32 protein-coding genes are annotated in these 24983 nt (G+C 64.9%); 25 read left to right on the forward strand and 7 right to left on the reverse strand.

The window, feature by feature from the left end:
* Positions 1-1215 (forward strand): tyrosine-type recombinase/integrase (locus B5D62_RS31475; protein ID WP_139374197.1); only part of this gene is annotated, 1215 nt, incomplete at its 5' end.
* On the opposite strand, the gene B5D62_RS31480 is transcribed toward B5D62_RS31475, so the two are convergent.
* Positions 1151-1366 carry a helix-turn-helix transcriptional regulator gene (locus B5D62_RS31480; RefSeq protein ID WP_085938065.1) on the reverse strand — a complete coding sequence of 72 codons (216 nt, stop codon included), beginning with the start codon at positions 1364-1366 and terminating at the stop codon, positions 1151-1153. The genes B5D62_RS31475 and B5D62_RS31480 overlap by 65 nt on opposite strands.
* Positions 1367-1672: 306 nt before the next feature.
* Positions 1673-1909 carry a helix-turn-helix domain-containing protein gene (locus B5D62_RS31485; protein WP_085938066.1) on the reverse strand — a complete coding sequence of 79 codons (237 nt, stop codon included), beginning with the start codon at positions 1907-1909 and terminating at the stop codon, positions 1673-1675.
* 238 nt (positions 1910-2147) lie between these two features.
* Here B5D62_RS31485 and B5D62_RS31490 point away from each other — a divergent pair, with 238 nt between their 5' ends.
* From B5D62_RS31490 to B5D62_RS31595, 22 genes are all read left to right on the forward strand, one after another.
* Entirely contained in the window at positions 2148-2411 is a 264-nt protein-coding gene (locus tag B5D62_RS31490; RefSeq protein ID WP_085938067.1) for a DNA -binding domain-containing protein, read from the forward strand.
* A gap of 104 nt (positions 2412-2515) precedes the next feature.
* Positions 2516-2794, forward strand: coding sequence for a transcriptional regulator domain-containing protein (locus B5D62_RS34445; RefSeq protein ID WP_419188829.1), 279 nt, complete (start codon positions 2516-2518; stop codon positions 2792-2794).
* On the forward strand, positions 2721-3296 hold the full coding sequence (locus B5D62_RS31500) for a DUF2285 domain-containing protein (protein ID WP_085938068.1): 576 nt from the start codon (positions 2721-2723) through the stop codon (positions 3294-3296). Before B5D62_RS34445 ends, B5D62_RS31500 begins: the two co-directional genes overlap by 74 nt.
* A 114-nt stretch (positions 3297-3410) precedes the next feature.
* Positions 3411-3692, forward strand: coding sequence for a helix-turn-helix transcriptional regulator (locus B5D62_RS31505; RefSeq protein ID WP_085938069.1), 282 nt, complete (start codon positions 3411-3413; stop codon positions 3690-3692).
* Positions 3692-4579 carry a replication initiator protein A gene (locus B5D62_RS31510; RefSeq protein WP_085938070.1) on the forward strand — a complete coding sequence of 296 codons (888 nt, stop codon included), beginning with the start codon at positions 3692-3694 and terminating at the stop codon, positions 4577-4579. Before B5D62_RS31505 ends, B5D62_RS31510 begins: the two co-directional genes overlap by 1 nt.
* Before the next feature lie 32 nt (positions 4580-4611).
* The gene (locus B5D62_RS31515) at positions 4612-6849 is read left to right on the forward strand and encodes a type IA DNA topoisomerase (protein ID WP_231715016.1); all 2238 of its coding nucleotides are present in this window, start codon (positions 4612-4614) and stop codon (positions 6847-6849) included.
* The gene (locus tag B5D62_RS31520; protein WP_085938072.1) at positions 6846-7412 is read left to right on the forward strand and encodes a hypothetical protein; all 567 of its coding nucleotides are present in this window, start codon (positions 6846-6848) and stop codon (positions 7410-7412) included. The genes B5D62_RS31515 and B5D62_RS31520 overlap by 4 nt, the downstream gene beginning before the upstream one ends.
* A 12-nt stretch (positions 7413-7424) precedes the next feature.
* On the forward strand, positions 7425-8018 hold the full coding sequence (locus tag B5D62_RS31525; RefSeq protein ID WP_085938073.1) for a hypothetical protein: 594 nt from the start codon (positions 7425-7427) through the stop codon (positions 8016-8018).
* The gene (locus B5D62_RS31530; protein WP_085938074.1) at positions 8018-8665 is read left to right on the forward strand and encodes a lytic transglycosylase domain-containing protein; all 648 of its coding nucleotides are present in this window, start codon (positions 8018-8020) and stop codon (positions 8663-8665) included. The genes B5D62_RS31525 and B5D62_RS31530 overlap by 1 nt, the downstream gene beginning before the upstream one ends.
* A gap of 72 nt (positions 8666-8737) precedes the next feature.
* Positions 8738-9091, forward strand: a complete 354-nt coding sequence (locus tag B5D62_RS31535; RefSeq protein ID WP_085938075.1) for a TrbC/VirB2 family protein — start codon at positions 8738-8740, stop codon at positions 9089-9091.
* Positions 9088-9435 carry a VirB3 family type IV secretion system protein gene (locus B5D62_RS31540; protein WP_170921250.1) on the forward strand — a complete coding sequence of 116 codons (348 nt, stop codon included), beginning with the start codon at positions 9088-9090 and terminating at the stop codon, positions 9433-9435. Before B5D62_RS31535 ends, B5D62_RS31540 begins: the two co-directional genes overlap by 4 nt.
* A complete protein-coding gene (locus tag B5D62_RS31545) occupies positions 9428-11950 on the forward strand; it encodes a VirB4 family type IV secretion/conjugal transfer ATPase (protein ID WP_139374198.1) in 2523 nt (840 codons plus the stop codon). Before B5D62_RS31540 ends, B5D62_RS31545 begins: the two co-directional genes overlap by 8 nt.
* Positions 11947-12456: a hypothetical protein gene (locus B5D62_RS31550; protein WP_085938078.1), complete on the forward strand. Its 510-nt coding sequence runs from the start codon at positions 11947-11949 to the stop codon at positions 12454-12456. The genes B5D62_RS31545 and B5D62_RS31550 overlap by 4 nt, the downstream gene beginning before the upstream one ends.
* Before the next feature lie 11 nt (positions 12457-12467).
* Complete coding sequence (locus B5D62_RS31555; protein WP_085938079.1) at positions 12468-13187, forward strand: type IV secretion system protein; 720 nt, start codon at positions 12468-12470, stop codon at positions 13185-13187.
* Positions 13188-13195: 8 nt separating this feature from the next.
* The gene (locus B5D62_RS31560; RefSeq protein WP_170921251.1) at positions 13196-14146 is read left to right on the forward strand and encodes a TrbL/VirB6 family protein; all 951 of its coding nucleotides are present in this window, start codon (positions 13196-13198) and stop codon (positions 14144-14146) included.
* The gene (locus tag B5D62_RS31565) at positions 14143-14511 is read left to right on the forward strand and encodes a hypothetical protein (protein WP_085938081.1); all 369 of its coding nucleotides are present in this window, start codon (positions 14143-14145) and stop codon (positions 14509-14511) included. Before B5D62_RS31560 ends, B5D62_RS31565 begins: the two co-directional genes overlap by 4 nt.
* Entirely contained in the window at positions 14504-15199 is a 696-nt protein-coding gene (locus tag B5D62_RS31570; protein WP_085938082.1) for a VirB8 family type IV secretion system protein, read from the forward strand. Before B5D62_RS31565 ends, B5D62_RS31570 begins: the two co-directional genes overlap by 8 nt.
* Positions 15196-16038 carry a TrbG/VirB9 family P-type conjugative transfer protein gene (locus tag B5D62_RS31575; protein ID WP_085938083.1) on the forward strand — a complete coding sequence of 281 codons (843 nt, stop codon included), beginning with the start codon at positions 15196-15198 and terminating at the stop codon, positions 16036-16038. Before B5D62_RS31570 ends, B5D62_RS31575 begins: the two co-directional genes overlap by 4 nt.
* A complete protein-coding gene (gene virB10 / locus B5D62_RS31580; protein ID WP_085938084.1) occupies positions 16035-17345 on the forward strand; it encodes a type IV secretion system protein VirB10 in 1311 nt (436 codons plus the stop codon). Before B5D62_RS31575 ends, virB10 begins: the two co-directional genes overlap by 4 nt.
* A gap of 10 nt (positions 17346-17355) precedes the next feature.
* Positions 17356-18435 (forward strand): P-type DNA transfer ATPase VirB11, encoded by a 1080-nt coding sequence (gene virB11, locus B5D62_RS31585; RefSeq protein ID WP_218191402.1) that lies wholly within the window; start codon positions 17356-17358, stop codon positions 18433-18435.
* A gap of 248 nt (positions 18436-18683) precedes the next feature.
* Positions 18684-19079, forward strand: a complete 396-nt coding sequence (locus tag B5D62_RS31590; protein ID WP_085938085.1) for a hypothetical protein — start codon at positions 18684-18686, stop codon at positions 19077-19079.
* Positions 19080-19089: 10 nt separating this feature from the next.
* A complete protein-coding gene (locus B5D62_RS31595) occupies positions 19090-20085 on the forward strand; it encodes a hypothetical protein (RefSeq protein WP_139374199.1) in 996 nt (331 codons plus the stop codon).
* Here B5D62_RS31595 and B5D62_RS31600 read toward each other — a convergent pair.
* From B5D62_RS31600 to B5D62_RS31610, 3 genes are all read right to left on the reverse strand, one after another.
* Positions 20082-20432 (reverse strand): hypothetical protein, encoded by a 351-nt coding sequence (locus B5D62_RS31600; protein ID WP_085938087.1) that lies wholly within the window; start codon positions 20430-20432, stop codon positions 20082-20084. The genes B5D62_RS31595 and B5D62_RS31600 overlap by 4 nt on opposite strands.
* A gap of 159 nt (positions 20433-20591) precedes the next feature.
* The gene (locus B5D62_RS31605) at positions 20592-20900 is read right to left on the reverse strand and encodes a BrnA antitoxin family protein (protein ID WP_085938088.1); all 309 of its coding nucleotides are present in this window, start codon (positions 20898-20900) and stop codon (positions 20592-20594) included.
* Entirely contained in the window at positions 20860-21132 is a 273-nt protein-coding gene (locus tag B5D62_RS31610; protein ID WP_085938089.1) for a BrnT family toxin, read from the reverse strand. The genes B5D62_RS31605 and B5D62_RS31610 overlap by 41 nt, the downstream gene beginning before the upstream one ends.
* A 205-nt stretch (positions 21133-21337) precedes the next feature.
* On the opposite strand from B5D62_RS31610, the gene B5D62_RS31620 reads away from it, so the two are divergent.
* Together B5D62_RS31620 and B5D62_RS31625 are read left to right on the forward strand one after the other, a co-directional pair.
* Positions 21338-22993 (forward strand): type IV secretion system DNA-binding domain-containing protein, encoded by a 1656-nt coding sequence (locus tag B5D62_RS31620; RefSeq protein ID WP_085938091.1) that lies wholly within the window; start codon positions 21338-21340, stop codon positions 22991-22993.
* On the forward strand, positions 22990-23373 hold the full coding sequence (locus tag B5D62_RS31625; protein ID WP_085938092.1) for a hypothetical protein: 384 nt from the start codon (positions 22990-22992) through the stop codon (positions 23371-23373). Before B5D62_RS31620 ends, B5D62_RS31625 begins: the two co-directional genes overlap by 4 nt.
* Positions 23374-23424: 51 nt before the next feature.
* Here the strand turns inward: B5D62_RS31625 and B5D62_RS31630 are convergent, their stop codons facing one another.
* Positions 23425-23787 (reverse strand): hypothetical protein, encoded by a 363-nt coding sequence (locus tag B5D62_RS31630; protein ID WP_218191403.1) that lies wholly within the window; start codon positions 23785-23787, stop codon positions 23425-23427.
* 83 nt (positions 23788-23870) lie between these two features.
* Positions 23871-24983, reverse strand: a complete 1113-nt coding sequence (locus tag B5D62_RS31635) for an ABC transporter permease (RefSeq protein WP_085938094.1) — start codon at positions 24981-24983, stop codon at positions 23871-23873.

A 24983-nucleotide genomic window follows, 5' to 3' on the forward strand; every position in this document is an offset into this window, starting at 1 on the left:
CTGGTGAAGCCAAGCGGCTCGCGACTCTGGAACCAGGCGTACCGGTTCGGCGGGAAGCAGAAGAAGCTGTCCCACGGCGCCTATCCGTCGGTATCCCTTGCCACGGCGCGTCTGCTCCGCGACGAGGCCAGGAAGCTGTTGGCCTCAGGAGTTGACCCTGGGGCCAACAAGAAGGCTGCGAAACTGACCGCCGTCATCTCAGTCAACAACACCTTCGGGCGCATTGCCGAGGAGTATCTACAGCGCATCGAGGACGAGGGGGCTGCCGAGTCCACCGTTAAGAAGAACCGATGGATGCTTGTCGATCTTGCCGGTCCCGATCTTGGTACCCGACCAATCGCGGATATCACCCCGGCGGAAATTCTCGTGTTGCTCCAACGGATCGAACGCAGTGGGCGCCGAGAGACGGCGCGGCGGTTGCGCGGCTTGATCGGTACTGTCTTCCGGCTCGGTGTCTCGACGTTGCGAGCCGAGAACGATCCCACTCATTTGCTGCGCGGTGCCTTGAAGGCACCCAAGGTTCAGCATCGGGCCGCCATAACCGATGAAAAGCAACTTGGTGCTCTTCTGGCGGCCATAGACGCTTATGACGGTTGGTCGACGCTTCGGTGCGCCCTTCAGTTCACGGCGTTGACATTCGCGCGCCCCGGCGAGGTCCGCGGCGCAACGTGGGCAGAGATCGACCTGGAGGGAGCGATCTGGCGCATCGACGGCGCTCGCACCAAAGTGCGCCGGCCCCATGACGTGCCGCTGTCGCGGCAGGCGCTCGATGTGCTGCGCGATGTGAAAGAGATCGCGCCCAAGAGCCTGCTTGTGTTCCCCGCTATCCGCTCCAATGCACGCCCTCTCTCGGAAAACGCCATGAACGCCGCGCTGAGGCGCATGGGCTTTACGCAGGATGAGATGACCGCACACGGTTTCCGGGCGGCGGCGAGCTCGATATTGAATGAACGGGGTTTCCGGCCCGACGTCATTGAGGCCGCGCTCGGGCATCAGGATCAGAACGAAATCCGGCGTACCTACAATCGAGCGAGTTATTGGTCCGAGCGGATTGAGTTGATGCAGGCGTGGGCCAACTGTCTCGATCAATTGAAGCAAACGCCTGACGAAAAAACGTCAGTGGTAGGCTGGATGGACCAGCGCAGTGGCCTCAGCGGACGTCACCGACCTCTTCCGTCGGTCGCCACGTCACGGGGTTTGCGACCCAGCGATTGACGTCGGATTCCCTCCAGCCGGCGGCGTTGATGCTGATCCTGATCTGCGGCGGAAACGTACCGTCGGCGATCTTGCGATAGATGGTGGATCGGGACAGGCCCGTCCGGACGAGGAGAGTGTTCAGGCGGACGATACGGTCTGGTGCGGGCATGACGGTCCTGGCTCCTAGTGGGTGTTTATGACTGCGCCTGAGCCAGACAAAACAAGTGCTTACATGCGCGCAAGTGGGTTTAGGGTGTCATCGTAGTCTGCCGTACAGGCGGCGGAAAACAGGCGGGAATAAAGTCCGATGCCCGGCTGCTCCAAGGTCGGCGCCGTACTGAAGGCAAGTTCCTGATAATTTTCGCTGATGTTGGCACTCGATGGCGGAAGGTTAAGAGGTCTTGCCCGTGCGTCAGATTCAAGACGTCTCGAGCTAACTCAAGAACGAAACTCTGCAGGCACCAATGCCTGTAAGTCAGTTGCGAGACTTCGATTTGTGGCCTGACGGCATTTTCAGCAGGTCGGCTGGCTCGACCTTGAGTGCGTCTGCAAGGCGACCAATGACGTTGAGGCTGGCGTAGAATTCGCCCTTTTCGAGCTGACTCATGTAGCTGCGGCTAACGCTTGCCTGATGAGCTAGCTCTTCCTGAGATAACCCCTTTGCATTGCGCAATCGCCGCAAGTTGGCGGCGAACACGTCCCGCAAATCCATGTCGACAGCGAAGCCGACGGCTCGATATATGGCACCTCGATATATTGAACAAAATGAGCGATCCGGCCATTATTCGGCGCTGTTAGAGGAAGTCTGGCGGAGGCGTCTTTGGCAAGCGTCACAGCAGCAGCTTTAATGTGAGGCGCCGGATGGTGGCTTGAGTGGCCGCTATCACGATCTGACTTCCACACGAATGCGGAGGCACCAGAGCTCTGCGCTGGATTGAACGGAAACCTCCATGACCAAAGTTTCGTTCGACGATGTTCCACCCAAAAGTTCGACCGTCACTTCCTATGACGAGCGACATGCTGGAACGTATCTCCGCTTGCTGGACGCGGAGTCCGCCGGCGCCGATTGGCGTGAAGTCGTAATGGTTCTATTCGGCCTGGATCCTGTGAACGAGCCGGAGCGGTCGCGCCTCATTTACGATGGTCATCTCGCGCGCGCGCGGTGGATGCGTGATTCGGGCTTCAAGCACCTGCTTCGCCCCCAAGGGCATTGAACCCAAACGATTGATTTGGGGTGTCGTGCAATGCAAATTAGTGACTACCGAAGGTAGTGTTCCTGGTATAGATACGGAGCATATGTTGCGTGCTTGAGGAGCGTATGGCGGGGGAACCTGATTGGCGCGATGCCAGCGCCTACGATCTGAGCCAGCTTGACCGCCTTGCCATCGCCTGGGAATTCCTGCGCCGCAATCCCCGCTATAGAGACGACTATGAGAAGTTGATGGCCGAGCTCGACCTCGAGGCCCGTGCGGCCTTGGCTGAGCGCTGGGGGTTATCCTTTTGTAGTGGATCCGGACCTCAGTATGGCGAAGGCAGAAATAGTATGGCGGCCGGAGGTCGTCGGCATCAGCGTGGTCCTGGTCAATGCCCCCGCTGACTTTGTCGCCACGACGTTAGCCGGCAAGGTTCTGACACGCCGCGTCGCAGGGGAGAGGCTCGCCAGCAACCGTCGCCATCTCCATATCGAAGATGCCGGCGGCAGTCACCATGTCTGGCTGATAGAAGCATCTTCCGGTGCGTCACTGGCAGCGCTAGTGCCTTTGGATGACACGGCATCGTTGCGAATTGCGGGCCTCAGGCGCTTCCATCGTCTCATAGACGGGCAAAAATCGGGGCGCATGCCATCGGCCTGGCAACTGACGCCAAGGCTACGACGCAGATTGGTTCTGATGATCCGGGCCTTGGATGCCCTACCTGCCAAGGCCTCCTACCGCGATATGGCATTGGTGTTCTATGGGCCGGCCGCTGTCTCCAGAGATCCGTGGAAGACATCCTCGCTGCGCGGCCAGACCATCCGATTGGTCAAGGACGCAATCTCGATCAGAGATGGCGGCTATCGGCAATTGCTAAAGGGAGGCACCGGAACCGGGAGGGGGTGACGTTTCCGTTGTTGCGCCAGTCCGTCATCCCCGCTGCCGAATGTTGTTCGCCATCGTGATCGCCAACGCGCTGCTGATCTCTCCAGTAGCCCGGAGCATCATGGAGTATCTCCCATGGCCGATCCGATGGCGGGCTTGCCGCCGCGCTACTTGCGCACATCTGAGGCTGCCCGCTTTCTAAGCCTTTCTGACCGTACACTGGAGAAGCACCGCACGTACGGCACTGGCCCGAAGTATCGAAAGATCGGCGGCCGGGTCGTCTACACCGTCGAGGATTTGCAGACCTGGGCCAACCAAGGCACGCGCAGCTCGACCTCTGAAATTCTGACGACACCGGTACTGCCGGCAAAGCGTCATGCGGCACCCCCGCCCGCATTGAACAGGGGCCGCCCGTGATGGATGCGGTCTCCAGCATCCACCGTCGACCCGAGCGGAGTGCCGGGCGCGGCGAGCTCGATCTGTTCAGAGCACTGCCGGGCCTATTCGCGGTGCGCGATTCCCAGGAGCTGATGAGCTTTCCGTTCTTCTCGCTCGCAAAATCGAAGCGCGTAGTGCCGATCGACTATCAGACTAGTTCGGTCGTCATCCGCGTTGAAGCCGTTCCCGAACATGGCATGGCGACCATCTGGGATGCGGACGTCCTGATCTGGGCGGCATCGCAGATCGTTGAGGCTCGGGATGCCGGCCTCAAGACATCGCGTCTTATGGCGGCCACTCCTTACGAAATTCTCACGTTCGTACGCCGCGGTACAAGCACACGGGACTACACGCGCCTGAGAGCGGCTCTCGATCGGTTGCAATCCACCACCATCGTGACCTCGATACGACAACCACTCGAACGCCGACGCCACCGCTTCTCGTGGATCAACGAATGGAAGGAGATGGCCGACGCGCAAGGCCGGCCCCGCGGGCTCGAGTTGATCTTGCCTGATTGGTTCTATGCGGGTGTGATGGATGCATCGCTGGTGCTCACAATCGATCGAGCCTACTTCGATTTGACGGGCGGGCTGGAGCGCTGGCTTTACCGGTTGGTCCGGAAGCACGGCGGGCGACAGCCAGCTGGCTGGAGCTTCGATGTCGTATATCTCCACGCCAAATCCGGCAGCCTCTCTCCCCTAAAGCACTTCGCCTACGATCTGCGCGAAATTGTGCGCGGACAGCGTCTGCCCGGCTACCGCCTTGTCATGCAAAGGGGCCGCGATGGCGAACGTCTTCAGTTTGCGCCCGTTCGATCGGGAATGAGTTCTTATCGCCGGGCACATCTGCCTGGGGACAAGCTGTGAGCGCCCTCGTGCCATCGGGTACCACGACTGTCGTGCCATCGGGGACCCGACCTTCGTGCGATCGGGGACCGAATCCCGCCAAATTATACGGCGCTCCAAGGGTTTACGACGCTCCTAACTTAACTAACCAGGATTCCTTCGGAATCCGTCTAACGGAGCGCCACGACGGCTTATATGGGGGTAAACCTCTCCGAAGCGTCCGATCGGGCGAGGCCGCTCAAGGAGAGCGCCGCAAGCTCCTCATCATCGAATCGCCCGGGAAGCGCCGACGCCTTGCAGCCATCCTCGGTAGGGGGTGGTTGGTCGAGGCGACCGCGGGGCACGTCCGGGACTTGCCGAGCGAGGGAATGAGCGTCGAGGGGCCGCCCGACTTCATCCCGTCCTATCAGGTGATCCCGCGCAAGCACGACACACTGCGTCGGCTGTCGCGCCTCGTTGTCGGCGCCGAGGTCTACCTGGCAACAGACCCGGATCGGGAAGGCGAAAGCATCGCCTGGCACGTTGCCGACGTGCTGGGCCTGCAGGCGCCGAAGCGCGTCCGCTTCACCGAACTATCGGAGGCGACCGTCAAGGCCGCTGTCGCGAAGCCCGAGCGCATCGATATGGCGCTGGTCGAGGCGCAGGAAGTGCGCCGCGTCTGGGACCGGCTCGTTGGCTACACAGTGAGCCCGGCACTGTCCCGTCGCTACGGCGGGTCATGGTCGGCGGGACGGGTGCAGAGCCCGGCCGTTCGCCTCGTCGTCGAGCGCGAGCGCGAGATCCGCGACTTCCAGGCCGCGACCTACTTCAACGTTCGGCTGTATGGGCAGAGCGCAGAAGGGACCTGGTGGCTCGATCTCGTCGGCGACGGCACGCAACCGGACGGCCGATTGACGACACGGGCTGTCGCCGATCGCCTCGCCGTGCTGGAGAGCGTCGCCGTCACGCACTGCGCCGACGAGGTGGAGCGCGAGAATCCGCCGCCGCCGTTCACCACGTCGAGCCTTCAGCAGGCGGCCAGCGTCGAACTGAAGTTCGCGCCCGAGAAGACGATGGAGCTGGCCCAAGCGCTCTATGAGCACGGCCACATCACCTACCATCGGACCGACAACCCCAACCTGGGCGACGGGGTCCTTGGCGCCGTCACCGAAGTAGCGGAGGCGCTGGGTTTTCGCTGCGTGGGCACGTTGCGCCAGTTTCCAGTGCCGCGCTCGGCGCAGCGTGGGCACCTGGGCATCGCTCCCAGCGCCTGGGAGCGGCACGCCGCCGGCGAAACGGCGGATGAGCGCAAGCTCTACGCCATGATCTGGCGCCGCGCGCTCGCCTCGCAGCTCGAGGCCGCGGCCTATCTGGTGCGACGCGTCGAGGCCTCCGGCGTCGATCTGGGGAAGCGGGCGGTGCAGTTCGTCGGCCGCCGCCGCGTCCTCCAGTCGCCCGGTTGGCGGGCGCTCATGCTGCCCGGGGTCGAGGCGTTGTACGACGCCGAAGACCCGGAAACACCGCAAGCGGCAGAACGCGACTCCGACAATGCGCTGCCGCTGGTGAAGAAGGGCGGTTGGCTGCGCGTCGGTCGCGGCGAAGTGGAGGAGAAGAAGACCCGCGCGCCGCAGCGCTATTCGGAAGCCTCGTTGATCCGCCGCCTGGAGCGGGAAGGGGTTGGCCGTCCCGCGACCTATGCCGAGATCCTGCGGCGCATTCGGAATGCCGAGTATGTCGAGCTGAAGCGGCGTCGCCTGCATGCGACGCCGCGCGGCGAACAATTGATCGACGCCCTGGCGGGACGGTTCGGCTTCGTCGACCTGGCTTATACGCGCGAGGTCGAGGAACAGTTGGACGGTATCGCTGCCGGCGAGAAGCAGCGTAATGCCGTGCTCGGCGCCTTCTACGACCGGCTGATGGATGAAGTGAGCGGCTTCGACTTCGGATGTCCGGTCTGCCGCAAGCGCCCGCTGCGCCACATGGTCGGCGCCGATCGCGAGACCGGCGCGACCTATGACTATTGGGTGTGCCTCGGCGAGCGCAAAGGCGATTGCGATGGCGCGTTCGCCGACAAGGACGGCTCGCCGGACATCGATCGTCCATTGGAGCGCCGGGCTTCGGCCCCGGCACCATCGTCCGGCACGCCCTGCCCCAAATGCGGCGCGGCGAAGCTGCGCCTGATTCCTGGCGGCGTGAGCGCCGGAGGCAAGCGTTACGGCGCGTTCTGGCGCTGCGATGCGCCGCGCTGCGGCGAGAAGTTCTGGGACAAGCCGAACACACGGGCCAATGCGCCGAAGGAGGTTGTCAAATGACTCGCAATCGATCGGCGGCGCTTTGCGCGTCGCTGCTAGCATCGGCCCTTGCGAGCGGGCCGTGCTTCGCTCAATCGGCAGCACAGGCCGCATCGGCGGCACCGCCGCAGGCGGTCGTGCCGGCAGCCCCTGCGGCGCCGGCATCGTTCCAGGCGCCGCGTATCGCCCTCGATCGCGGTGCCACGAGTTGCGTCGGCCTGATGCAAGACGCGCTCAAGCTCACGGTCGAACCGGAGCATCAGGAGCTGTCGTCCTGGCATCCGACGCAACCGGACTCGCGCACCTTTTGGTCGGTCCAGGTCGATCGCGGCGGCGCGCGCGGGTCGTTCGTCGGCGTCACGCCGACGGAGGATCGTCACTGCGACGCTGAAACGGTCCGCGTCAGCTACCTCAAGCAGGACTGCAAGGCAGTCATTGCGGCGCAAGGCAAGTCGGCAGCGGCAGCGATGCCGATGGGCGAGGCGACGATCATCCAGCGCGACGTGAATGGACGGCTCGCGATGTTCCTGCCGGGCGGCCAGGGCTGCGTTCTGGTCGAAATGGCGACGCTTTACGGCCGCTGAATGGAGGGGGCGATGACACACGACAATAACGATCACAACGATCTCGAGCCCGTTCACGATGCCGGCGTCATGCCGATGCCGCACGTCGAGGAAAAGGCGCGGACGGAAATCGACGGGGCGGTGTTGGCGATCGTGCGGGCTTCGCGGCAGATCGCGGAAGCCGCCGAAATGGTCGTCGAAGATGCGAAGCGCAGCCTCAAAGCGGCGCACGATCTGAGGGAAGCGCACGCCGCCCAGACAGCGGCGCCGGCGCTCCCGCCGCCGGCCCCGCCGCCGCAACCGGCCGTGGCGGCTCAAGCGTCAGTTCGTCCGCAGGCCGCGCTAAGCGCGCCGCGCCGCGTCCAGGCGCCGGTCGAACCGGCGTTCCCGGCCGCGAGCGCCGTCTCCGTCATCGGACGCGCATCGGCCATTCCGCCCTGGGCGGTCGCGGCGGGGATCGGCTTCGTTGCTCTGCTGGGGCTCGGTGCTTTTGCTGTCGATCGCTTCACGTCCTCGCGGTCGCAGGACGTGTTGATGTCGGCGCCGCCGCCGGCTGCGGCAGCGCCGTTGCGGCTGCCGTCGCAGGACCAGATCCCGGATCGCTACCTGCCGCAGGAGCGCCGTTGATGGACGCGGCCGCCTTCTTGGCGCTGGCCGTAACCTGCGCGCCGCAGGTGGCGCCCGATACGTTGACCGCGATCGCGCGGCACGAGTCGGCGCTGAGCCCCTGGCTGGTACATGACAACACCAGCGGCGAGAGCCTGGCGCCACGCGACGCGGAAGCGGCGATTGCCGAAGCGCGTCGGCGCATCGCAGCCGGGCGCAGCGTCGATATGGGGCTGATGCAGATCAACTCCGGCAATCTCGGCTGGCTGGGATTGACGGTCGAGGCCGTCTTCGAGCCCTGCGCCAATGTCGCCGCCGGCGGGCGCGTCCTGATGAAGGCCTATGAAGCGGCGGCCGAGAAGGTAGGGCCGGGTCCGGAGGCGCTGCGGGCAGCGCTCAGTCTCTACAACACTGGCGATCGGCAAGCCGGCTTCCGCAACGGCTATGTCGGCCAGGTCGAGAACAAGGCGACGGCTTACGTCGTGCCGCCACTGACGCGGCAGGGCGCCGAAGCGAGCGCGGTCGTTCCGGTTCGGGTCGTCAAGGCGGCGCCGGCGCAAGCGCAAGCGCGTCCGTCCGAATCGTCCGCCGATCCGTTCGGCGCCGGCCGCAAGGCCGATCCATTCAATCAATCCGCGGCGAGCGTGTTGTTCGCGCGCGGCCAGTAGCCGGAGCCGGGGCAGCTCCAGGGACCACAGTGGCAGTCAAAAGGGGAATGTGAAGAGAACGGAGATAGAGAAGTGAATTCCTCTACGATCAAGGCCCGCGTGGCCCTTTGGAAGAGCCGCGTCCTGCGTTGGATGAACGCTCGGCCGCGCCTCAAGCGTGCCGGCGCCATCGCCGCGCAAACGACGTTGCTGGTTACAGGCTTCGCCATGCCCAGCATGGCGCAGGACCTGAACAACATCGCGCAGTCGATCTTGAACGAGCTCAACAGCACGTTCCTGCAGATGGTCGCCGGCATCGTCATCGTCGGCGTCGCGCTCATGTGGATGTTCGGCATGATGCGCATGGGCACCGCGGCCATCATCTTCGCTGGCGTCGGCGTGGCCGCGTCGGCGACCACGATTGCCGGGAAAATGTTCGGCTCGTGACCACGCCGGGGAAAGAGCCTCTGTTCCTGGCGATCACCCGACCAGCGCTCTACGGCGGCGTTCCGAGCGAGGCCGCCGTCGCGTGCCTGATGCTGGGGGTCGTCGGCAGCATGATCGTCGCAGGAACGATGATCCTGTTCTTCCCGATCTCCGTGGTCTTTTACGGGATCGCGCGCTTGGTCTCGGCGCGCGATCCCCTGATCTTCGCGGTGTTCTTCGCGTGGCTGCGCTCGCAGCCCCGCGGCCGCGTCTTCGGTCTCCATACCAGCACGAAGTGGTGGGGCGGCGTCTCGATGTCGCCGCTCAGCGCCGATATCAACGAAAGGAAACCCGGCCGTGGTTGACCTCTCCAACACTCCCATGGGCCGGCTGCTGAAAAGGCTGCCGGCCCTCAAGCAGGGGCGCGGCCTCGGCAAGCCGGTGAACGGCTCGGCCGTGAACGGCAAGGCGCTGAACGGCAAGCGGCCGGACTTCGCCCATGAAGTCCGGCGCGGCTCGCTGATCGAACGGACGGAGCTCCGGCCCGAGGCCTTCATTCCCTACGTCCGGCATGCCGATGAACAGACGGTCGTCCTCGAGTCGGGCGCCTTGCTGCGCATGTGGGTGGTCGAGGGCGCCGCCTTCGAGACCATCGAGCAACAGGTCCTCGACAACTACCACAATGCGCTCAACGAGGTCTGGCGCTCGCTGGATGACGATCGCGTCGGCATCTGGCACCACGTCGTGCGGTCGCTCGAGCGACCGCCGGCGGTGCGCGGCGTCGGCACGCCCTTCGGCCGCGCGCTCGAGGCGCGCTACGTCGCGCGGCTCTCCAAGGCCGGCCTGCGGCGCAACGAGCTGCTGCTGTCGCTAGTCGTCCTGCCCAAGCGCCTGGCGAAGCTCGGCCTGGCGGCCGCCTTCAAGAAGGTGCCGAAGGCCTTGAGCGTCGATCCGGCCGATCTCGAGCGGATGGAAGAGCTGGCGGCGCGTGTCAGCGCCGGCCTGCGAATCTATGGCCCCACGGCACTGCGCGCCTATGAAGAAGGCGGCGTCGTCTATTCGGGCGTCGGCGAGGCGCTGCACCTGGTGCTGAACGGCGAGCGGGCGCGCGTGCCGGTCCCGATGGGCGATCTCGGCCGCTCACTGCTGACGGTGCGGCCGATCTTCGGCCCGGAGGCGATCGAGCTGCGCGGCATAGCCGAGCGCCGCTATGCCGGCATGCTGTCGGTCGGCGAATATCCCTCCGAGACCTGGCCCGGCATGCTGGCCGGTCTTCTGTCCGCTCCCTTCGATTTCGTCCTGACGCAGAGCTTCGTGCGGCTCTCCAAGACCGCCGCGCGGACCTTGATGGGCCGCAAGCAGAATCAGTTCCGCACCTCCGGCGACAAGGCGCTGTCGCAGACCGAAGCGCTGTCGCAGGCGATGTCGGAGCTCGAGAACAATCGCTTTGCGATCGGACAACATCACCTCTCGCTGCTGGTCTACGGCGACACGCCGGAGCTGATGCGCCAGGCGATGGCCGATGGCCGCCGGGCGCTCAGCGATGGCGGCTTCCTGCCCAAGCGCGAGGATCTGTCTCTGATCCCGACCTTCTTCGCGCAACTGCCGGGCAACATGGCCTTTCGGGTACGCAAGGCGGAAGGGATCACCAGCCGCAACTTCGCGGCGCTCGCGCCGCTCTACAGCTATCCGCGTGGCCGCCGGCAGGGCCTTCATTGGGGCGCGCCGGTCGCGGAGCTCAAGACCGCTTCGGGCGGTCGCTATGCCTTCTCCTTCCATGTCCGGGACGTCGGCCACACGCTGATCGTCGGCATGTCGGGCTCGGGCAAGTCGGTTCTGCTGAACTTCGGCATGGCCGGCCTGCTGCGGCTCGGCACCAAGATCGTCATGTTCGACAAGGACCGGAGCTCGGAGCTTTTCGTCGGCATGATGGGCGGGCAATACAGCTCCGTCCGCGTCGGCCTGTCGTCGGGCGCGGCGCCGTTGAAGGCGATGGCCGAATACACGCCACGCTATGCCGCCTTCCTGCGCGGCCTGATCGCGCGTCTGGTCATGGGACCGAGCGGCGAACTGTCGCCGGTCGAGGCCGATGAGATCGAGCGCGGCATTGCGTCGATCGCGCTGATGCCGCGTGAGCAACGGACCATGGCCGCCCTGGCGGGCCAGTTGGGCCGCGAGCTGCGCCGGCGCCTGGCGCGCTGGATAGCGGGCGGCGAGCTCGGCTGGGTCCTCGATGCGGAGGAAGACCAGATCGCCGCCGGCTTCGATGACGACGCCATTCCCATGGTCGGCATCGACATCACCGAGCTTCTGCGCTCCGACGAGGCGCGCGAACCGCTGCTGATGTACCTGTTCGAGAAGCTGGATGCGACGGTCGGCACGCGGCGCATGGCCTGGGTCATCGAGGAGTTCCACGCCGCGCTGCATGATGCCTCGATCCGCCGCAAGGTGGACGATGCGCTGCGCACCTGGCGTAAGCGCAACGGCATGGCGATCCTGGTCACACAGTCGCCGTCCGATGCCGCGCATTCGGAGATCGCGGCGTCGCTCTTGCAGCAGACCGCCACCAAGATCTCGCTGCCGAACCCGGCCGCCAGTTGGGAAGACTACGAGCGGTTCAAGTTCACACGTCGGGAATACGACGTGATTTCGCACCTGAGCCCGCTGTCGCGGCGGTTCCTGGTCAAGCAGGTCGATCCCGACGACAGCGGCAAGATCGTAAGCGGCATCGTCTGCGAGCTGGATCTCCACGGCATGAAGGAAGAGCTGGCGATCCTCTCGCCCTCGGCCGAGGCCGGCGACTTCAGCCTATGGGACGCGGTCAAGCACCTGCCGATCGACTCGCGCTGGGATGCGTTCAAACGGCGGAGGCGGACATGACCCGCAACGTCGTCAAGCAGGCGTTCATGCTGCTGCTCGCCAGCATCTTCATGGCCGTCGTCGCCTGGCCGACTGCCTATCGCTACGGATGGGGCACCGCGATCCTCGGGCTCGAGGTGGCGCCGGCCGGGCAGGAGCTGCAGGCGGTTGGCACCTTCATCCGCGAGAAGGCCTCGATCTGGTGGATCGCGGCCAACAGTCATCCGCCGCAGTCGGTCGCCGAATGGATCTTGCTCGTCGCGCTCTCGGCGTTCGCGGCCTTTGCGTTGTTGATCGTCATCGCCAAGGTCGCGCTCGTTGCCCTGGCCGCGGCCTTCGCCTTCGGCGCCGGCGTTGGCGTTCTCGCCAGCGGCCGCGCGCCCCTGGCGGATCGGCAACATGCGCTTCGGCGCCTGGCGCAGCTCCTGCGCCTGCAAGCGCGCTTCTGGTTGTCGGAAATCCTGCTCGTCATCGCAGGCGTGGTCGCGCTGGAAGCGGCCGCGCTTGCCTTGCGGGTCCATAGCTGAAGGAGGCAAGGATGGTCGTCGCTAAATTCTTCCGGCCAGCGCGTGGCACCGCCCTCGCGCTCGTCATGGCGCTGGCGCTCCATGGGGCGCCGGCGCGGGCGCAGGTCCCGGTGGAGGACGCCGCTGCCTATGCGCAGCTGGTCCAGCAGCTGCAGCAGCTTCAGCAGCAACTCCAGCAGTTGCAGCAGCTCTATAACCAGGCGCAGGCGACCTATTCGGCGATCACGGGCGGCCGGGCGATGGATGTCATCGCGCCGACGCTCAACACCATCCGCACGTCGGTTCCCGATGACTACGCCAACAACATGGTGTTGCCGAGCGCCTTGCAGGCATTCGGCGACATCGCCAATGGCGCGGCCTCGGTGATCCGGCAGGGCATGCAGATCACGACCTTCCCCGGCAACGACTTCTACAACAAGGAAGTCGTGCGCCATGGCGATCGCATCGCCGGCGAACTGGCGGCGGCGCAAGCGATCTACAACACCGCCGTGCAGCGGCGCGCCAATCTCGACGTGCTGCGCCAGAAGCTTGCCAGCACGACCGATCAAGCCACGGTCCTGCAGCTCAATGCCCGCATCGCCTCGGAGACCACGCAAGGCATCAACGATCTGAACCAGATCAATGCCATGCAGATGATGCAGCGGTCGAACGGCGATATCGACCAGCAACGCGCGCTTGAGGCGGAGAAGTCGACACGAGACACGGCCATCCAAGGCCTGCGCGGCAAATGAGGCAGACGATGAAGCGGACGGTTCCCCTCCTGGTCGGAGCTCTTGCGGGCGGGCTGCTCTGGGCGCCCGCCGCCTGGGCGCAGACGACAACCGGCTCGAGCACGGTCTTCGGACGGCTGCTAGCCTCGCTTCTGTCGGCGGTGAACTCGGCGATCGCCGGGCCGATCGGCAACCTCGTGACCTATGTCGGCACGGCGGGGGCCACCTTCGCGGTGGTCTATGTCGCCGTGACGGGCATTCGCGCCATGCTGGGCTTGATGGCCGCGGGCCAGTTCTTTCCGGCCGCGATAAAGGTCGGGCTGGTCGGGCTCGTGATCGGCCCCTCGGCCTATTACCAGAAGTGGGTCGTCAACGCCTGGCTGATCGGCAACGGCGGCGTTCCTGACTCGATTGCTGCCGTGGTCGGCGGGACGTTCGGCGCGAGCGCGCTGGACGCCCTCTGGGGCCAGGTCGTCGACCAGATCGGGGCGCTTTGGGACCTGGTGACGATCCTCAATCCTGCACAGGCCGTCGTCCTGGGCTTCGCCATCATTGGCCTGTTCTTCCTGGGTGTGATCTGTTGCAGTGTCGCCTTCATCGAGATTGCGATGACGCAAGTCGGCATGGCCATGGTCTTGATGGTTGGGCCGCTGTTCATCGTCTGCGCGCTGTTCGGCGTCACGCAACGCTGGTTCTACGCCTGGGCCGGCGAGGTCATCCACTACGCCATTCGTTACGTCCTGATCGTCGTCGCCGGCACGCTTTCCAACCTCCTGATCTCGGCCTGGACAACCTTCCTGGTCGGCAAGGTCGGCGGCACGTTCCTCAATCAACTGGTCTTCGTGATGTACGTCGCCGTGGGCTGCGTCGTCATCGTCTTCATCTACCTGCAAGCCGGAAGAATCAGCCGCTCGGTTGGCGGCGGCAGCGCCATGAGCGGCCTCGAGGCCGGCGTCAGCTTCGCGAGGAGGTTAATTTGAGACGGAGCGTCATCATCGCCGGCACCTTGTGCCTGGCGTTAATCGCGAGCGGCTGCGCCACGGGCGTGAGCCGCCCGCTCGGAAAATGCTCGTCCACAGCGGACCGGCGCCCGCTCAATCCGCAGCGTTGGCCGGGCGGCTTGAAGCAGGTGCAAGGCCTGGTCGCCGAGGGCGAGGTCAGGCAAGCGCCGGCGCCGGTCGCTTCGCCGGCTCGGCCGGCGGCGCGCCCCGCAAGCCGAGCGGTGATACTGGAGCCGGTGCCCCCGCCGCGCTCGCTCGAGATCAATCCGACCACGCCGACCTCGGATCAACGGGCGGAGAAGCCGGCCGGCGCGCAAATCGTCGAGGTGGCCTGCAATGGTTGAAGCGGTCAAAGGCCCCGAATGGGCGGCCTACGTTGCGGAGGCGTCGTCCTTCGATGACGACCGGGTCCAGCGCTATCAGCGATCGGAGCGGCGCGCCTGGCGCGTCGCCATGGCGATGACCGGCGTTGCCGTCCTGGGCTTCCTCGGCATGGCGCTGCTGGCCCCGCTCAAGACGGTCATGCCGCCGGTGGTCGTGCGAGTCGACCAGACCGGCGCTGTCGATGTTCTGACGACGTTGAACGGGCAGAAGCAGGTCCCGGTCGAGGATGCCGAGCGCAAATACTGGCTCGGCAAATACGTCACCTTCCGCGAGAGCTACACCTGGGCCGATCGCGCGGCGAACTTCCATGCCGTTTCGATCATGTCGGACAAGCGCGAACAGGAGCGCTACGCGGCCTGGTTCGCGCAATCCAATGCGCAGTCACCGCAGCAGCTCTATGGCGATCGCGATTGGGTCCAGATCGACATTCTGTCGGTCGCGCTCGGCACGACGCCGGACGCTTCGGCCAACGTCCGCTTTCTCAAGATCGTGCACGAGCGCAACGGAACGACGCGGCCGGCGGAGCGGATGGTGGCGACAGTCACCTATCGCTTCGTGGATCGGCCGCTCAAGGAAAGCGACCGCTTCATCAGCGCCCGCGGCTTCGAGGTAACGGCCTATCGCGTCGATGAGGAGGTGCCGAAGTGAAGAAAGGGGTCATCCTGGCGGCCGTGTCCGCCTTTGCGCTCGCGGCGCCGGCGACGGTGTCGTGGCGCGCCTATGCCAACGAGACGCCGCGCTCCGGCGCGCTCGATTCGCGAGTCCGCTACGTCAACTACAACGAATGGCAGGTCTACACGATCACAACGTCACTGCGCTGGGTCCAGACGATCGAGATTGCGTCTGACGAGACCATTCGCAACGTGGCGATGGGCGACACCGTCTCGTGGGAAGTGGCACCCACGGGCAACATCCTGTTCGTCAAGCAGCGCGAGGAAGCCAAGCGCACCAATGCCGTCGTGACAGCGGTCACGCCGGATGGGTCGCTGCGCACCTATCAGTTCGAGTTCCAGTCGGAGGCGGGCGAGCCTTCGATGGTCAAGGTCAAGTTCCTCTATCCCGGCGTGGAAGCGGCGAAGAAGAAGGCGGAAGCGGAGAAGGAGCGCCAGGCCAATTTCGGCGCAGCCATGGCCACGCAAGCCTTCTCCGGCACCCTCAACTATCGCTACACGCTCACCGGCACGGCGAACTACGCGCCAACGGACGCGTGGGACAACGGCCAGGTGACGGCGTTCCGCTTCGCCGGCCAAACCGAGATCCCGTCGATCTACGCCGTCGACGGCGCCGGCGAGGAGCGCATCGTCCAGGTCAACATGCAGGGCGATGTCGCGGTGCTGGGCACCGTGGCGGCGGCCTGGCGCCTGCGCATCGGGCCGCAGGTGATCTGCATCTACAACGAGGCTTACGCGCCGGCGGCCGCGCCGCGCGGCAACGGCACGGTCGGCGAGGGCTACGTGCGGCAGATCAAGATCGGGAGCGACCAATGACCAAACTCGGCAAGGGCGGCGGCTTCTACGACCGCGAGGACGCGCAGGGCGAGCCGGCCGCCGGCACCCCGCAACCGGGCGACACCTTCGATCACGCCGCGGCCGGGCAGCTCCCGCCCGAAGACTTGCCGCCATTGCCGGAAGGCGAGGAGACGGCTGCGATCGAGTCTGCCCCAGAAGTGGAAACCGCGGTGCCGGCGACGCCGACCCTGGGAGCTCCCGGCCTTCGGCCTGGCGCTGCCGAGGAAGCGCCGGCCAGCGCGATCTCGGCGATCGCGAAGAAGGGCCGTATTCCGCTTGCCGTCGCTGCCGGCGGCACTGCCGTGGTCCTCGTGCTGACCATGCTCTATTTCAACATCCGGGCGAACAATCAGCCGGCAACGCCGCCCGAGGCACCGCCGACCGCGCCGGTCGTGCGGCCGCCGGATCTGATGGAACCCAAGCAGCCGCCAGTGCAGGCGGCAACGCCCACGCCGTTGCAGCCGGCCGCCATGGTCCCGCCGCCGAAGTCGAAAGCCGACGATCTGGCCGAGAAGGTGCAGCGCGCGCCGCTGATGGCGATGGCGACGCAAGGCCAGCAGAACCCCAATGCGAACGCGCGTCCGGTGTCCGCTGCGAACGCCGATCGGCCCATGGGCCAAACCGAGATCAGCCGCAACCTGGCCACCACGCCAATCATGAAGGTCAAGGCGCGCAACCTCGGCGACCCGACCTTGCGTCTGTCGGCCGGCACGCTCGTGCCCTGCATCCTCGACACGGCGATGGACACCACGACGGCGGGCTTCGTGCGCTGCCACCTCGAGCATGATGTCTACAGCGCCAATGGCACCGTCGTGCTGCTCGATGCCGGAACCATAGTCCTCGGCGAATACAATAGCGGCCTGCAGCAAGGCCAGGAGCGGATCGGCGTGGTGTGGAGCCGCGCCGAGACGCCCAACTCGGTCGTCATCGATCTCTCATCGCCGGCGGCGGACTCGCTCGGCCGGGGTGGCATGGACGGCCAGATCGAGACGTATTTCTGGACCCGCTTTGGCGCGGCCATGATGTTTTCGTTGCTGTCGGATGCCGGCTCGATCGCGCGAGCCTGGGCGCAGTCGCAGTTCCAGCAGCAGGGCGGCAACAGCACCTACATCTACGGCAACATGGGCTCCACGACCCAGCAGATGGCGAACCAGGTCGGCATGGAGACCCTGCGCCAAACGCTGTCGATCAAGCCCGTGTTGAAGAAGAACCAGGGCGAGCGCGTCGATATCTTCGTGCGCAACGACCTCGACTTCTCCGGCGTCTACAGCGTCTCGGCGCGCTGACGGTCCGATTGTGCTCGACGCGCCTCCTCCTGCAATCACACCGGCCCAGCCAGCCGATAGCGCCGCGCGAGCGCTGCTCTCGCTGCTCGAGCCGCTGCAGCCGTTGCTGGCGCGGGAGGACGTGACCGATATCGTCATCAATCGGCCGGGCGAGATCGGAATCGAGGTGCGCGGCAAGTGGGAATGGATCGAGGACGACCGCCTCACGCTCGCCAAGCTGGAAGCCATTTGCCGCGGCCTGGCTGCGCAGGCGAAGCAGGAGATCAACGAGAAGCTGCCGATCTGCTCGGCCGTCCTGCCGGGCGGGCAACGCGTGCAGCTGCTCATGCCGCCGGCGACGCTGCCGGGCACGATATCGATCACGATCCGGCGCCCGCCCGATCGCGTGTGGAAGCTCGATGAGCTGAGACAGGCTGGACTGTTCCACTACACCCGCGGCGCCGAACAGGCGGGCATGGCAACGTGGGCGCGCGAGGATCTGACCGATCTTTACCGCAAGAGAGAGTGGGCGGAGTTCCTGCGCCTGGCTGTCCTGTACAAGCAGAACATCGTGATCTCCGGCGCAACCGGGTCGGGCAAGACCTCGCTCGCCCGGGCGCTGCTCGAGGGCGTCCCGCCCGATGAAAGGATCATCACCGGCGAGGATACGCACGAGCTGGTGGGATTGCCGCAGCGAAACAAGGTTCACCTGCTCTATCCGCAGGACAAGAGCCAGGCCATGGCCCAGATCAGCGCCAAGGAGCTGATGACGGCCGCGCTTCGCATGCGGCCAGATCGCATCATCTTCCCCGAGCTGCGAGACGGCACCGCCTATTACTTCCTGCGCTCGGTGGTGTCCGGGCACCCCGGCGTCATCACCACGGTCCACGCCTCCAACGTCTGGGCCGCGCTCGAGGCCATGACCTTGCTGATGCGCGAATGCGAGGAGGCGCAAGGCCTCGCTCGCGAGGACGTGCGCAGCCTCCTCGAGGAGACCGTGGATGTCGTGGTCCAGATGGAACGTCGCGGCGGCCGCTATGAGGCGACCGAACTGCTCTACACGCGACTCAACAACAACGTCGTGAGAACGAACGATGTCGGCGCGCTCTAAACCCCTTTCGGGCGCGTCGGTGGGTGAGGCCGGGTGCCACCCCGGCCTCACTGGCGGCGGCGGAGCCCCTGAGTATGTCCATTCCGCCGCCGCCATCCCCGATTCCAGATCGGACCGGGCCGAGGATATCCCTCGCCCGCGCCGATGGGCGAGACCGCTATCCACTCCCTCGGTCTCGCCGGCGGCGACGGCTCAACCCACCTTCACCCCGCCCGTCGCCGCCTTCCCTTCACCGACAGGAGAGGCCGATGATCCGCCGACTCATCCTCCTGCTTGCCGCAGCTCTCGCGCCTGGCGCGGCGTCGGCCGCCGATTGCCAATCCATGCGGGTCAAGGTCTCGCCCTTCGGCATGGCCTGGGAACCGCGCGGCTTCGCGCGCTGCACCGCGAGCGAGACGATCGTCCAGGTCTGCGTCGAACAGAACGGCGTCAACCTGCGCGGCGAGGGCGAGCCGCAAGGCACCAACGTGCCGTTCTGGCAGGGCTTCGCGCCGGGCGGATATCAGGCCCGGCTTCGAGGGCGCGACATGCTCGTGGTCGCGCGGCGCACGGACACCGAGGTGCCCGTGCTGGTCGTCAGGATCTTCGATGAGGTCACACGGTGCGAGTACCTGGCCATGCCGGAGAAAGCTTCACATCCCTAAGGAGGGTTACATGCAGAGGAGAACTAGACAGGCGATCGTGAGCGCGACACTGGCGGTCACGATCGCGGGCCTGATGGTGAGCCCGGCGGCAGCGCAGAGCACCATCACTCAAGGGCAGCTGCCGGCGAACGGCAATTACACGATCGTCAGCACGGACGCGTCCGGCAATCGCGTCGTGCAGACGCAGGACAAGTCGATCCTGACGACGAAGGACTATGCCTGGAACTTCAATACCAACGGCAACCTCGGGGCGACGGACAACCTGGCCAACGCCCCGTCGACTCAGCAGAATTACAACACCGGCAACACCTCGTTGCAGCTGCAGAACCCCAGCAAGATCACCAATGGCGGCCATATCGACGGCGTCGATGACCAGACGGCCGCCAACATCGCGATCAATCAGGACGCTGGCTGCGCCGTCGAGCTCTGCATGGCCGGACAGAATCAGCCCAGCATGGCCGCGGCCTGCGGCTTCGTCCTGGACTGGCTGAACAGCCTCCAGAAGGCCGGCAAGCAGGCGCCGAGCTGCAAGGGCAGCACCTACACCTACACGCCTCCGAAGTGCACGGCGCCCTGGACGTTGGTCACGCTCTCGAATGGATCAGCTGCCTGCCAGGCGACGCTTCCGCCCGACAATCAAGCGCCGACGATCTCGCAGAATGTCGTCAACCAATGCAACAACATGAGCATTGGCGGACTGTCCGCTTATCCGGTTGGCGGAGGCAGTTGGGCAGTCTCGGGCAGCGGTCAGTTCAACGGCAACCAGTACATGAACTGGCAGTTCGATCTCACCGTCTACCCTAACGGCGGCACCAACTACTCATCGCCCTGGTGGCAGCTTTGGACATGCACCGGAGACGGCGCGTGCGTCTACATCGCACACGTCGCCTCCTGCCCTGATCTGCAGGGCTTGATCCAATCGTCGTCACAGAACGGCTGCAACGTCGGGGGCTTCTCCGGCGGTTGCGATGGGGGCAGTGCCGGCGCCGGGGCAAGCGGAGGTTAACTCCGCTGCAAGGTCACAGTACCGCCGCCACACTCCCCTCCCGGAGGTATTTGGAAGGTGGGCAGGTTGCCGGTGACGTTTCTTCGCACGAACGTGCCGGCACCGCCCACCCAGGCATCGAAGTGGCCATTGGCCGCCACGGGCACATCGAAAGTGAAGGGCGCGGTGTTACCAAAGGATCCGTTGCACTGCAGGGTCAGCGTGGCGTTGGCACCTTGCACCAAGAGCTCGACCTGCCAGCTACCTGCGCTCCCTTTCCATTTCCCATCGAACTCGCCGGCGTGGGCGGCGATCGGCGCCGCCACGATCGCGAGGGCGGCGAGAGCTCGAGCAGTAAAGCGACGCATGACGGATCTCCTTCTTATTCTTGACCGAACGCTACTCCAGGACTGCGGCCCTTTGAGGGCGCCGCAATCGTGCCGCGCATTGTGGCGCCAGGCACAACCCCCGGCAATAGGCGCGAAACGCGCGCCCGATAGCGCGTCCCTTGGAGTGGGCAAGAGTCCTTATCGGCCGGCCTGGCGGGCCGGTAAGCGCGCGGCTTTGCGCAGCGCCGTATTGATACGGGTTTGCCAGCCTGGCCCACTCGCTCGAAAGTGCGCCAGCAGGTCGGCATCCAACCGTAGCTTGATCGCCTGCTTCGGATTGGCCATGCGGGGACGGCCCCGCCGGTCGTTCACGAGAACACCATCGGCCGGCCGGACGATCTTGCCGCCCACGGCGATTTGCCCACGTCGCACCATCTCCTTGGTTAACGGCGGGCCGTCGTCAGGGTCAATCCAGGGCGCCTTTGAAGGCTTCCGCTTCCTTTGCATGACAATGCCTCATGGAAATAATCCGCCGGCCACCAGGTCGTGCCGTCCAAACGACGTTCACGAGACGATCATCCAGATAGCCATAAGTCAGGTAGCGCACCTCGCCGTAGTCGAATCGATCGTCTTCCACGGTAACGTGCCGCCGCATGAAGACCTGCCTCGCATCCTCGAAATCAAGCCCGCGCTCGCTGAGCGTTCTGGCCCGCTTACGGGGATCGTAGGTTATCTTCACTCCTTTTTTGTACCCCCACTAAAAAGAATGGTCAACTCGACCGATTGCGCGAAGCGCGCCCAGCCGATGCCCGCCTCAAAGACCGGAATCCGATCGCTGAGGCTTCCGCCTTTCGACCGCTCCCCGACACCCTGCCGAGCAAACGGCCGGCGCCCTGGTGCGCCGGCCTTCTTCTCTCCATCGACCACTTCCTGACGAGGCCGCAATGAACAATTCCGTTTTCGCCAAAGGAATCCCGAAACCAGTTCGGATCATCGGCGCGGTCCTGGCCGCGCTGATCGTGGCGCCGCTGGCCGTCGCCGTATTCTCCGGCGCGGCCGTCTGGTGGTCGATCGGCAGCCCCAGCCTTCTCGAATGGATGGCGCTGCATCCGGCCGAGGCCTTGGGGCGACTGCCGACACTCTTCCTGCAGGTCCCTAAAGACTTACGCAACGTCGTCGGATTGCTCTGCATCCTGGCGCCGATGCTTGCCGCCGGCGGCGTCTGGAAGGGCACCGGGCGGCTCAATGCCGCCGCCTGGAACGACGCCTCGCTCCGCGGCGCTCGTCTCGAGGAACAGAGCCGCAAGGCGGGCCGCAAATTCAAGGACCACCTGCAGGTCGGCGGCGTGCCGATCGACCGGCCGGCCGAGGTCGAGCATATCCTGATCTCCGGCGCGACCGGCACCGGCAAGTCGCAGATCATGGATGGCTTCTTGCGCACGATCCGGCCGCGCGGCGATCGCTGCCTGATCATCGATCACAGCGGCGCCTTCATGGCCAGACACGGCCGGGAAGGGGACATGCTGCTCAATCCCTTCGACGCGCGAAGCGTGGCCTGGTCGCCCTTCGCGGAGATCTTCACTGATTACGATTATCGCCGGATCGCCAATGCAATGATCCCGGAACCAATCGACGGCGGCGCCGACAAGGCGGAGTGGATTCGCTACGGACAGATATTCCTTGCCGACATGCTGCGGGTCTTGCACATGCGCAATAAGCGGTCGTCGGCGGAGCTGCATCGCTACTTGACGGCCGCCACGCCGTCAGAGCTGCGCGCCGAACTGCAGGGCACCACGTCGGCGATCTTCAGCGATCGCGCCAATGCCCGCCTGCTGGGCAGCGTGCGCGGTGTCATCACGCCCTACGTCCGATTCCTCGACTATCTGCCGGAGAGTTCGGCGCCATTCTCGGTGCGGCGCTGGATCAAGGACGAGTCGCTGCGCAACTGGCTATTCCTCACCTATCGCGAGGACCAGATGGACGATCTGCGTCAGTTCCTGTCCTGCGTCGCGGCGATCGGCATGCTGGAGGCCTTGACGCTGCCCGAGAGCACGACGCGTAGGCTGTTCTTCTTCCTGGATGAACTCGCCTCGCTCGGCCACCTCGGCCGCGTTCCCGATCTCCTGACCAAGCTGCGCAAGCTCGGCGGCTCAGTCGTGCTGGCGGTCCAGGTCCTGGCGCAGCTGCGCGCCGTCTACGGCCGCGATGTCTCGCAGGCGATCATCGGCAACGCCGCCACCAAGATCATCCTGCGCCAGGGCGATGCCGAGACCGCCAAGGCCTGGGAAGCGCAACTTGGCGAGCGAGAGGTCCGCCGCGAGCTCACCTCGACCACTGAAAGCCGTGAGTCGATCTGGAAGGTGAAGAGCCGAGGCAAGACCATCAACACGCAGATCGTGCGCGAATCGGTGATGCTGGCGGCCGAGCTGATGGAACTGCCGAATCTCAGCGGCGTCATGATCCGGCCCGGCCATCCGCATACGCGGTTTGCGCTCAAGTATGTCGAAATGCCGGGGCTCTATGCCGGCTTCCTTTCTGGTCCAATCAGGCGTGTCCGGCGACGCGCCGTGCGGCCTGCGATGGTGGAGGGCGAGCCATGAGCGAGGAGTTTAAGTACGATCCCTACAAGGACCCTGTTCTGGCAGAGGTCGAGGCCCGGATGGGGAAAGGGCAAGCACCTTACGACACGCGCCCGCCGCAGCGCGTCGCGTGTACCTCGTGTCCACGGGCGAACTGGACCTGGGTGGTGTTGTCCGACACGGCGAGGAAGAACGCCATGCGCGGACATGAGAAGAAGGGAGGATGGCGCTGCGACTGCCTCGAGCTCAGGCGCGCCACTTACGATGAGTTCGGCAGTCTGGTTGATCCGGATGGATGGTCGCTGGTTTGCACGACGCGCGAGAAGGCGCTGAAAGCGGAGCGCGACCGGCAGTTTGCCGAATGGCAGGAAGCGCAGACCCAAGGGACGTCTGCGGAGTAGTTGAGAAAGGCTCAGTGCCGCTTTCGGCGACGGTACGGCTTTCGGGCAAGCTCAACCGTTGAGATCTCGACGGCATGCCTCGCTGAAGCTGCGGAGAATATCCATGTCGCGCGCCGTGGGGCCATTCAATATTACCTGGAGGTCCTTTTGCGGATTCAGGTAAGTTTCCATGATTCGTTGGAGGACCACATCCGCCTGCGAGAGTACCGTGGCCGATGCAAACAGCCTCAGCTTGCTCTGCAGCGCATAAAGGCGGACGAACTTCGACATGTCGCCGAGTTCGTGGACGAGAGCGTCTGTGTAAAGCTTCGACGATTCCTCTATGAACTCGCCATAGAGGTTTTCTCGGCGGGCAGTCGTTCGGGCGGCCTGATTGGCTCGCTCCTGAGCATTCAACGTGACTACGGTCGTCATGAATGATGCCAGCGCCCCAACTGCCGATCCTCCAAGTGCGGCCAGTGCCGATATATAAGCGGCGTCCATAGTAGTGCCCCGATTTATTTTAGGAACGCACGGAATTGCCTCAACGAAATGGCAAACAAGACGGCCCCGATTGCCGCAAGAGCTAGGAACTGAGGCCACACAACCTCGAAGCCGGCGCCTCTGAACAGGATGGACTGGGCCAGAGTAACGAAATGCGTGTTCGGTGCGGCAAGCATGATGGTGCGGACGAATTCCGGCATGCTCTCCCGCGGCGACAGGCTCCCGGAGAGGACCTGTAGCGGCAAGAGCACGAGAACCATGAGGAGGCCGAACCGCGGCATCGAGCCGGCCAGTGTGGCGAGCGCGATGCCAAGCCCGGTGGTTGCGAACACGTCCAAAGCGGCCGCAAGCGCGAAGAGGCCGATTGATCCTTGTATAGGTACGGCCATCACGCCCTGAACTACTACGACGAGCGACAGGCAGGAAACCAGGAACACGACAAGGCCCATCGACCAGATCTTGCTCAACATGATCTCGACTGGCGTGACCGGCATGACCAGAAGATGCTCTATCGTGCCGTGCTCCCGCTCTCGGATGAGAGCGGCGCCGGTCAGCACCACCGCAAGCATCGTCACGTTATTGATGATGCTCGTCACCGCGCCGAACCAGGACTTCGTGAGGTTGGCGTTGAAGCGCATGCGCAAGTCCAGGTCGACCTGCTCGGAGGCGGCGGAGTGATATCGGCGCGAGAAGTCGCGGACTTCGCCGGCAATGATGCTTTGTATGTAGCCGCTGCCACTGAAGGCCTGAGTCATCCGCGTAGCATCGACATTGAGTTGGATCGTCGGCGACCGGCCAGCAAGCAGGTCTCTCTGAAAGTTCGGCGGTATGTCCAGGGCGAATGTGTCGAGGCCAGCGTCCATCCTTCGATCCATCTCCGTCGGCGTGATGCGGACCGGTATGGTGAAATAAGGAGGATAGAAGACCCCGGTGATCCGGGCCGAGAGTGGCGATTGATCCTCATCGACGATGGCGATCGCTGCCTTGTTGAGCGCTTCGGGTGTGGCCGTCGCCTCCGTGTAGACGGCGACAGTGAACGCGTAGGCCACCAGGAACAGCATCATCGGATCACGCGCGAGACCGCGCAGTTCCTTGACACCGAGTTGGAGGATATTGGTGAGCCGCAT

This window comes from Enhydrobacter aerosaccus, from assembly GCF_900167455.1.
GTDB classification, from domain to species: Bacteria; Pseudomonadota; Alphaproteobacteria; order Reyranellales; family Reyranellaceae; genus Reyranella; species Reyranella aerosaccus.

Excerpts from the sequence above, each read along its gene's own strand:
- B5D62_RS31480 (WP_085938065.1), bottom strand. The coding sequence starts at position 1,366 with ATGCCCGCACCAGACCGTATCGTCCGCCTGAACACTCTCCTCGTCCGG.
- B5D62_RS31485 (WP_085938066.1), bottom strand. The coding sequence starts at position 1,909 with ATGGATTTGCGGGACGTGTTCGCCGCCAACTTGCGGCGATTGCGCAAT.
- B5D62_RS31490 (WP_085938067.1), top strand. The coding sequence starts at position 2,148 with ATGACCAAAGTTTCGTTCGACGATGTTCCACCCAAAAGTTCGACCGTC.
- B5D62_RS34445 (WP_419188829.1), top strand. The coding sequence starts at position 2,516 with ATGGCGGGGGAACCTGATTGGCGCGATGCCAGCGCCTACGATCTGAGC.
- B5D62_RS31500 (WP_085938068.1), top strand. The coding sequence starts at position 2,721 with ATGGCGAAGGCAGAAATAGTATGGCGGCCGGAGGTCGTCGGCATCAGC.
- B5D62_RS31505 (WP_085938069.1), top strand. The coding sequence starts at position 3,411 with ATGGCCGATCCGATGGCGGGCTTGCCGCCGCGCTACTTGCGCACATCT.
- B5D62_RS31510 (WP_085938070.1), top strand. The coding sequence starts at position 3,692 with ATGGATGCGGTCTCCAGCATCCACCGTCGACCCGAGCGGAGTGCCGGG.
- B5D62_RS31520 (WP_085938072.1), top strand. The coding sequence starts at position 6,846 with ATGACTCGCAATCGATCGGCGGCGCTTTGCGCGTCGCTGCTAGCATCG.
- B5D62_RS31525 (WP_085938073.1), top strand. The coding sequence starts at position 7,425 with ATGACACACGACAATAACGATCACAACGATCTCGAGCCCGTTCACGAT.
- B5D62_RS31530 (WP_085938074.1), top strand. The coding sequence starts at position 8,018 with ATGGACGCGGCCGCCTTCTTGGCGCTGGCCGTAACCTGCGCGCCGCAG.
- B5D62_RS31550 (WP_085938078.1), top strand. The coding sequence starts at position 11,947 with ATGACCCGCAACGTCGTCAAGCAGGCGTTCATGCTGCTGCTCGCCAGC.
- B5D62_RS31555 (WP_085938079.1), top strand. The coding sequence starts at position 12,468 with ATGGTCGTCGCTAAATTCTTCCGGCCAGCGCGTGGCACCGCCCTCGCG.
- B5D62_RS31560 (WP_170921251.1), top strand. The coding sequence starts at position 13,196 with ATGAAGCGGACGGTTCCCCTCCTGGTCGGAGCTCTTGCGGGCGGGCTG.
- B5D62_RS31570 (WP_085938082.1), top strand. The coding sequence starts at position 14,504 with ATGGTTGAAGCGGTCAAAGGCCCCGAATGGGCGGCCTACGTTGCGGAG.
- virB10 (WP_085938084.1), top strand. The coding sequence starts at position 16,035 with ATGACCAAACTCGGCAAGGGCGGCGGCTTCTACGACCGCGAGGACGCG.
- B5D62_RS31590 (WP_085938085.1), top strand. The coding sequence starts at position 18,684 with ATGATCCGCCGACTCATCCTCCTGCTTGCCGCAGCTCTCGCGCCTGGC.
- B5D62_RS31595 (WP_139374199.1), top strand. The coding sequence starts at position 19,090 with ATGCAGAGGAGAACTAGACAGGCGATCGTGAGCGCGACACTGGCGGTC.
- B5D62_RS31600 (WP_085938087.1), bottom strand. The coding sequence starts at position 20,432 with ATGCGTCGCTTTACTGCTCGAGCTCTCGCCGCCCTCGCGATCGTGGCG.
- B5D62_RS31605 (WP_085938088.1), bottom strand. The coding sequence starts at position 20,900 with ATGCAAAGGAAGCGGAAGCCTTCAAAGGCGCCCTGGATTGACCCTGAC.
- B5D62_RS31620 (WP_085938091.1), top strand. The coding sequence starts at position 21,338 with ATGAACAATTCCGTTTTCGCCAAAGGAATCCCGAAACCAGTTCGGATC.
- B5D62_RS31625 (WP_085938092.1), top strand. The coding sequence starts at position 22,990 with ATGAGCGAGGAGTTTAAGTACGATCCCTACAAGGACCCTGTTCTGGCA.
- B5D62_RS31630 (WP_218191403.1), bottom strand. The coding sequence starts at position 23,787 with ATGACGACCGTAGTCACGTTGAATGCTCAGGAGCGAGCCAATCAGGCC.
- B5D62_RS31635 (WP_085938094.1), bottom strand. The coding sequence starts at position 24,983 with ATGCGGCTCACCAATATCCTCCAACTCGGTGTCAAGGAACTGCGCGGT.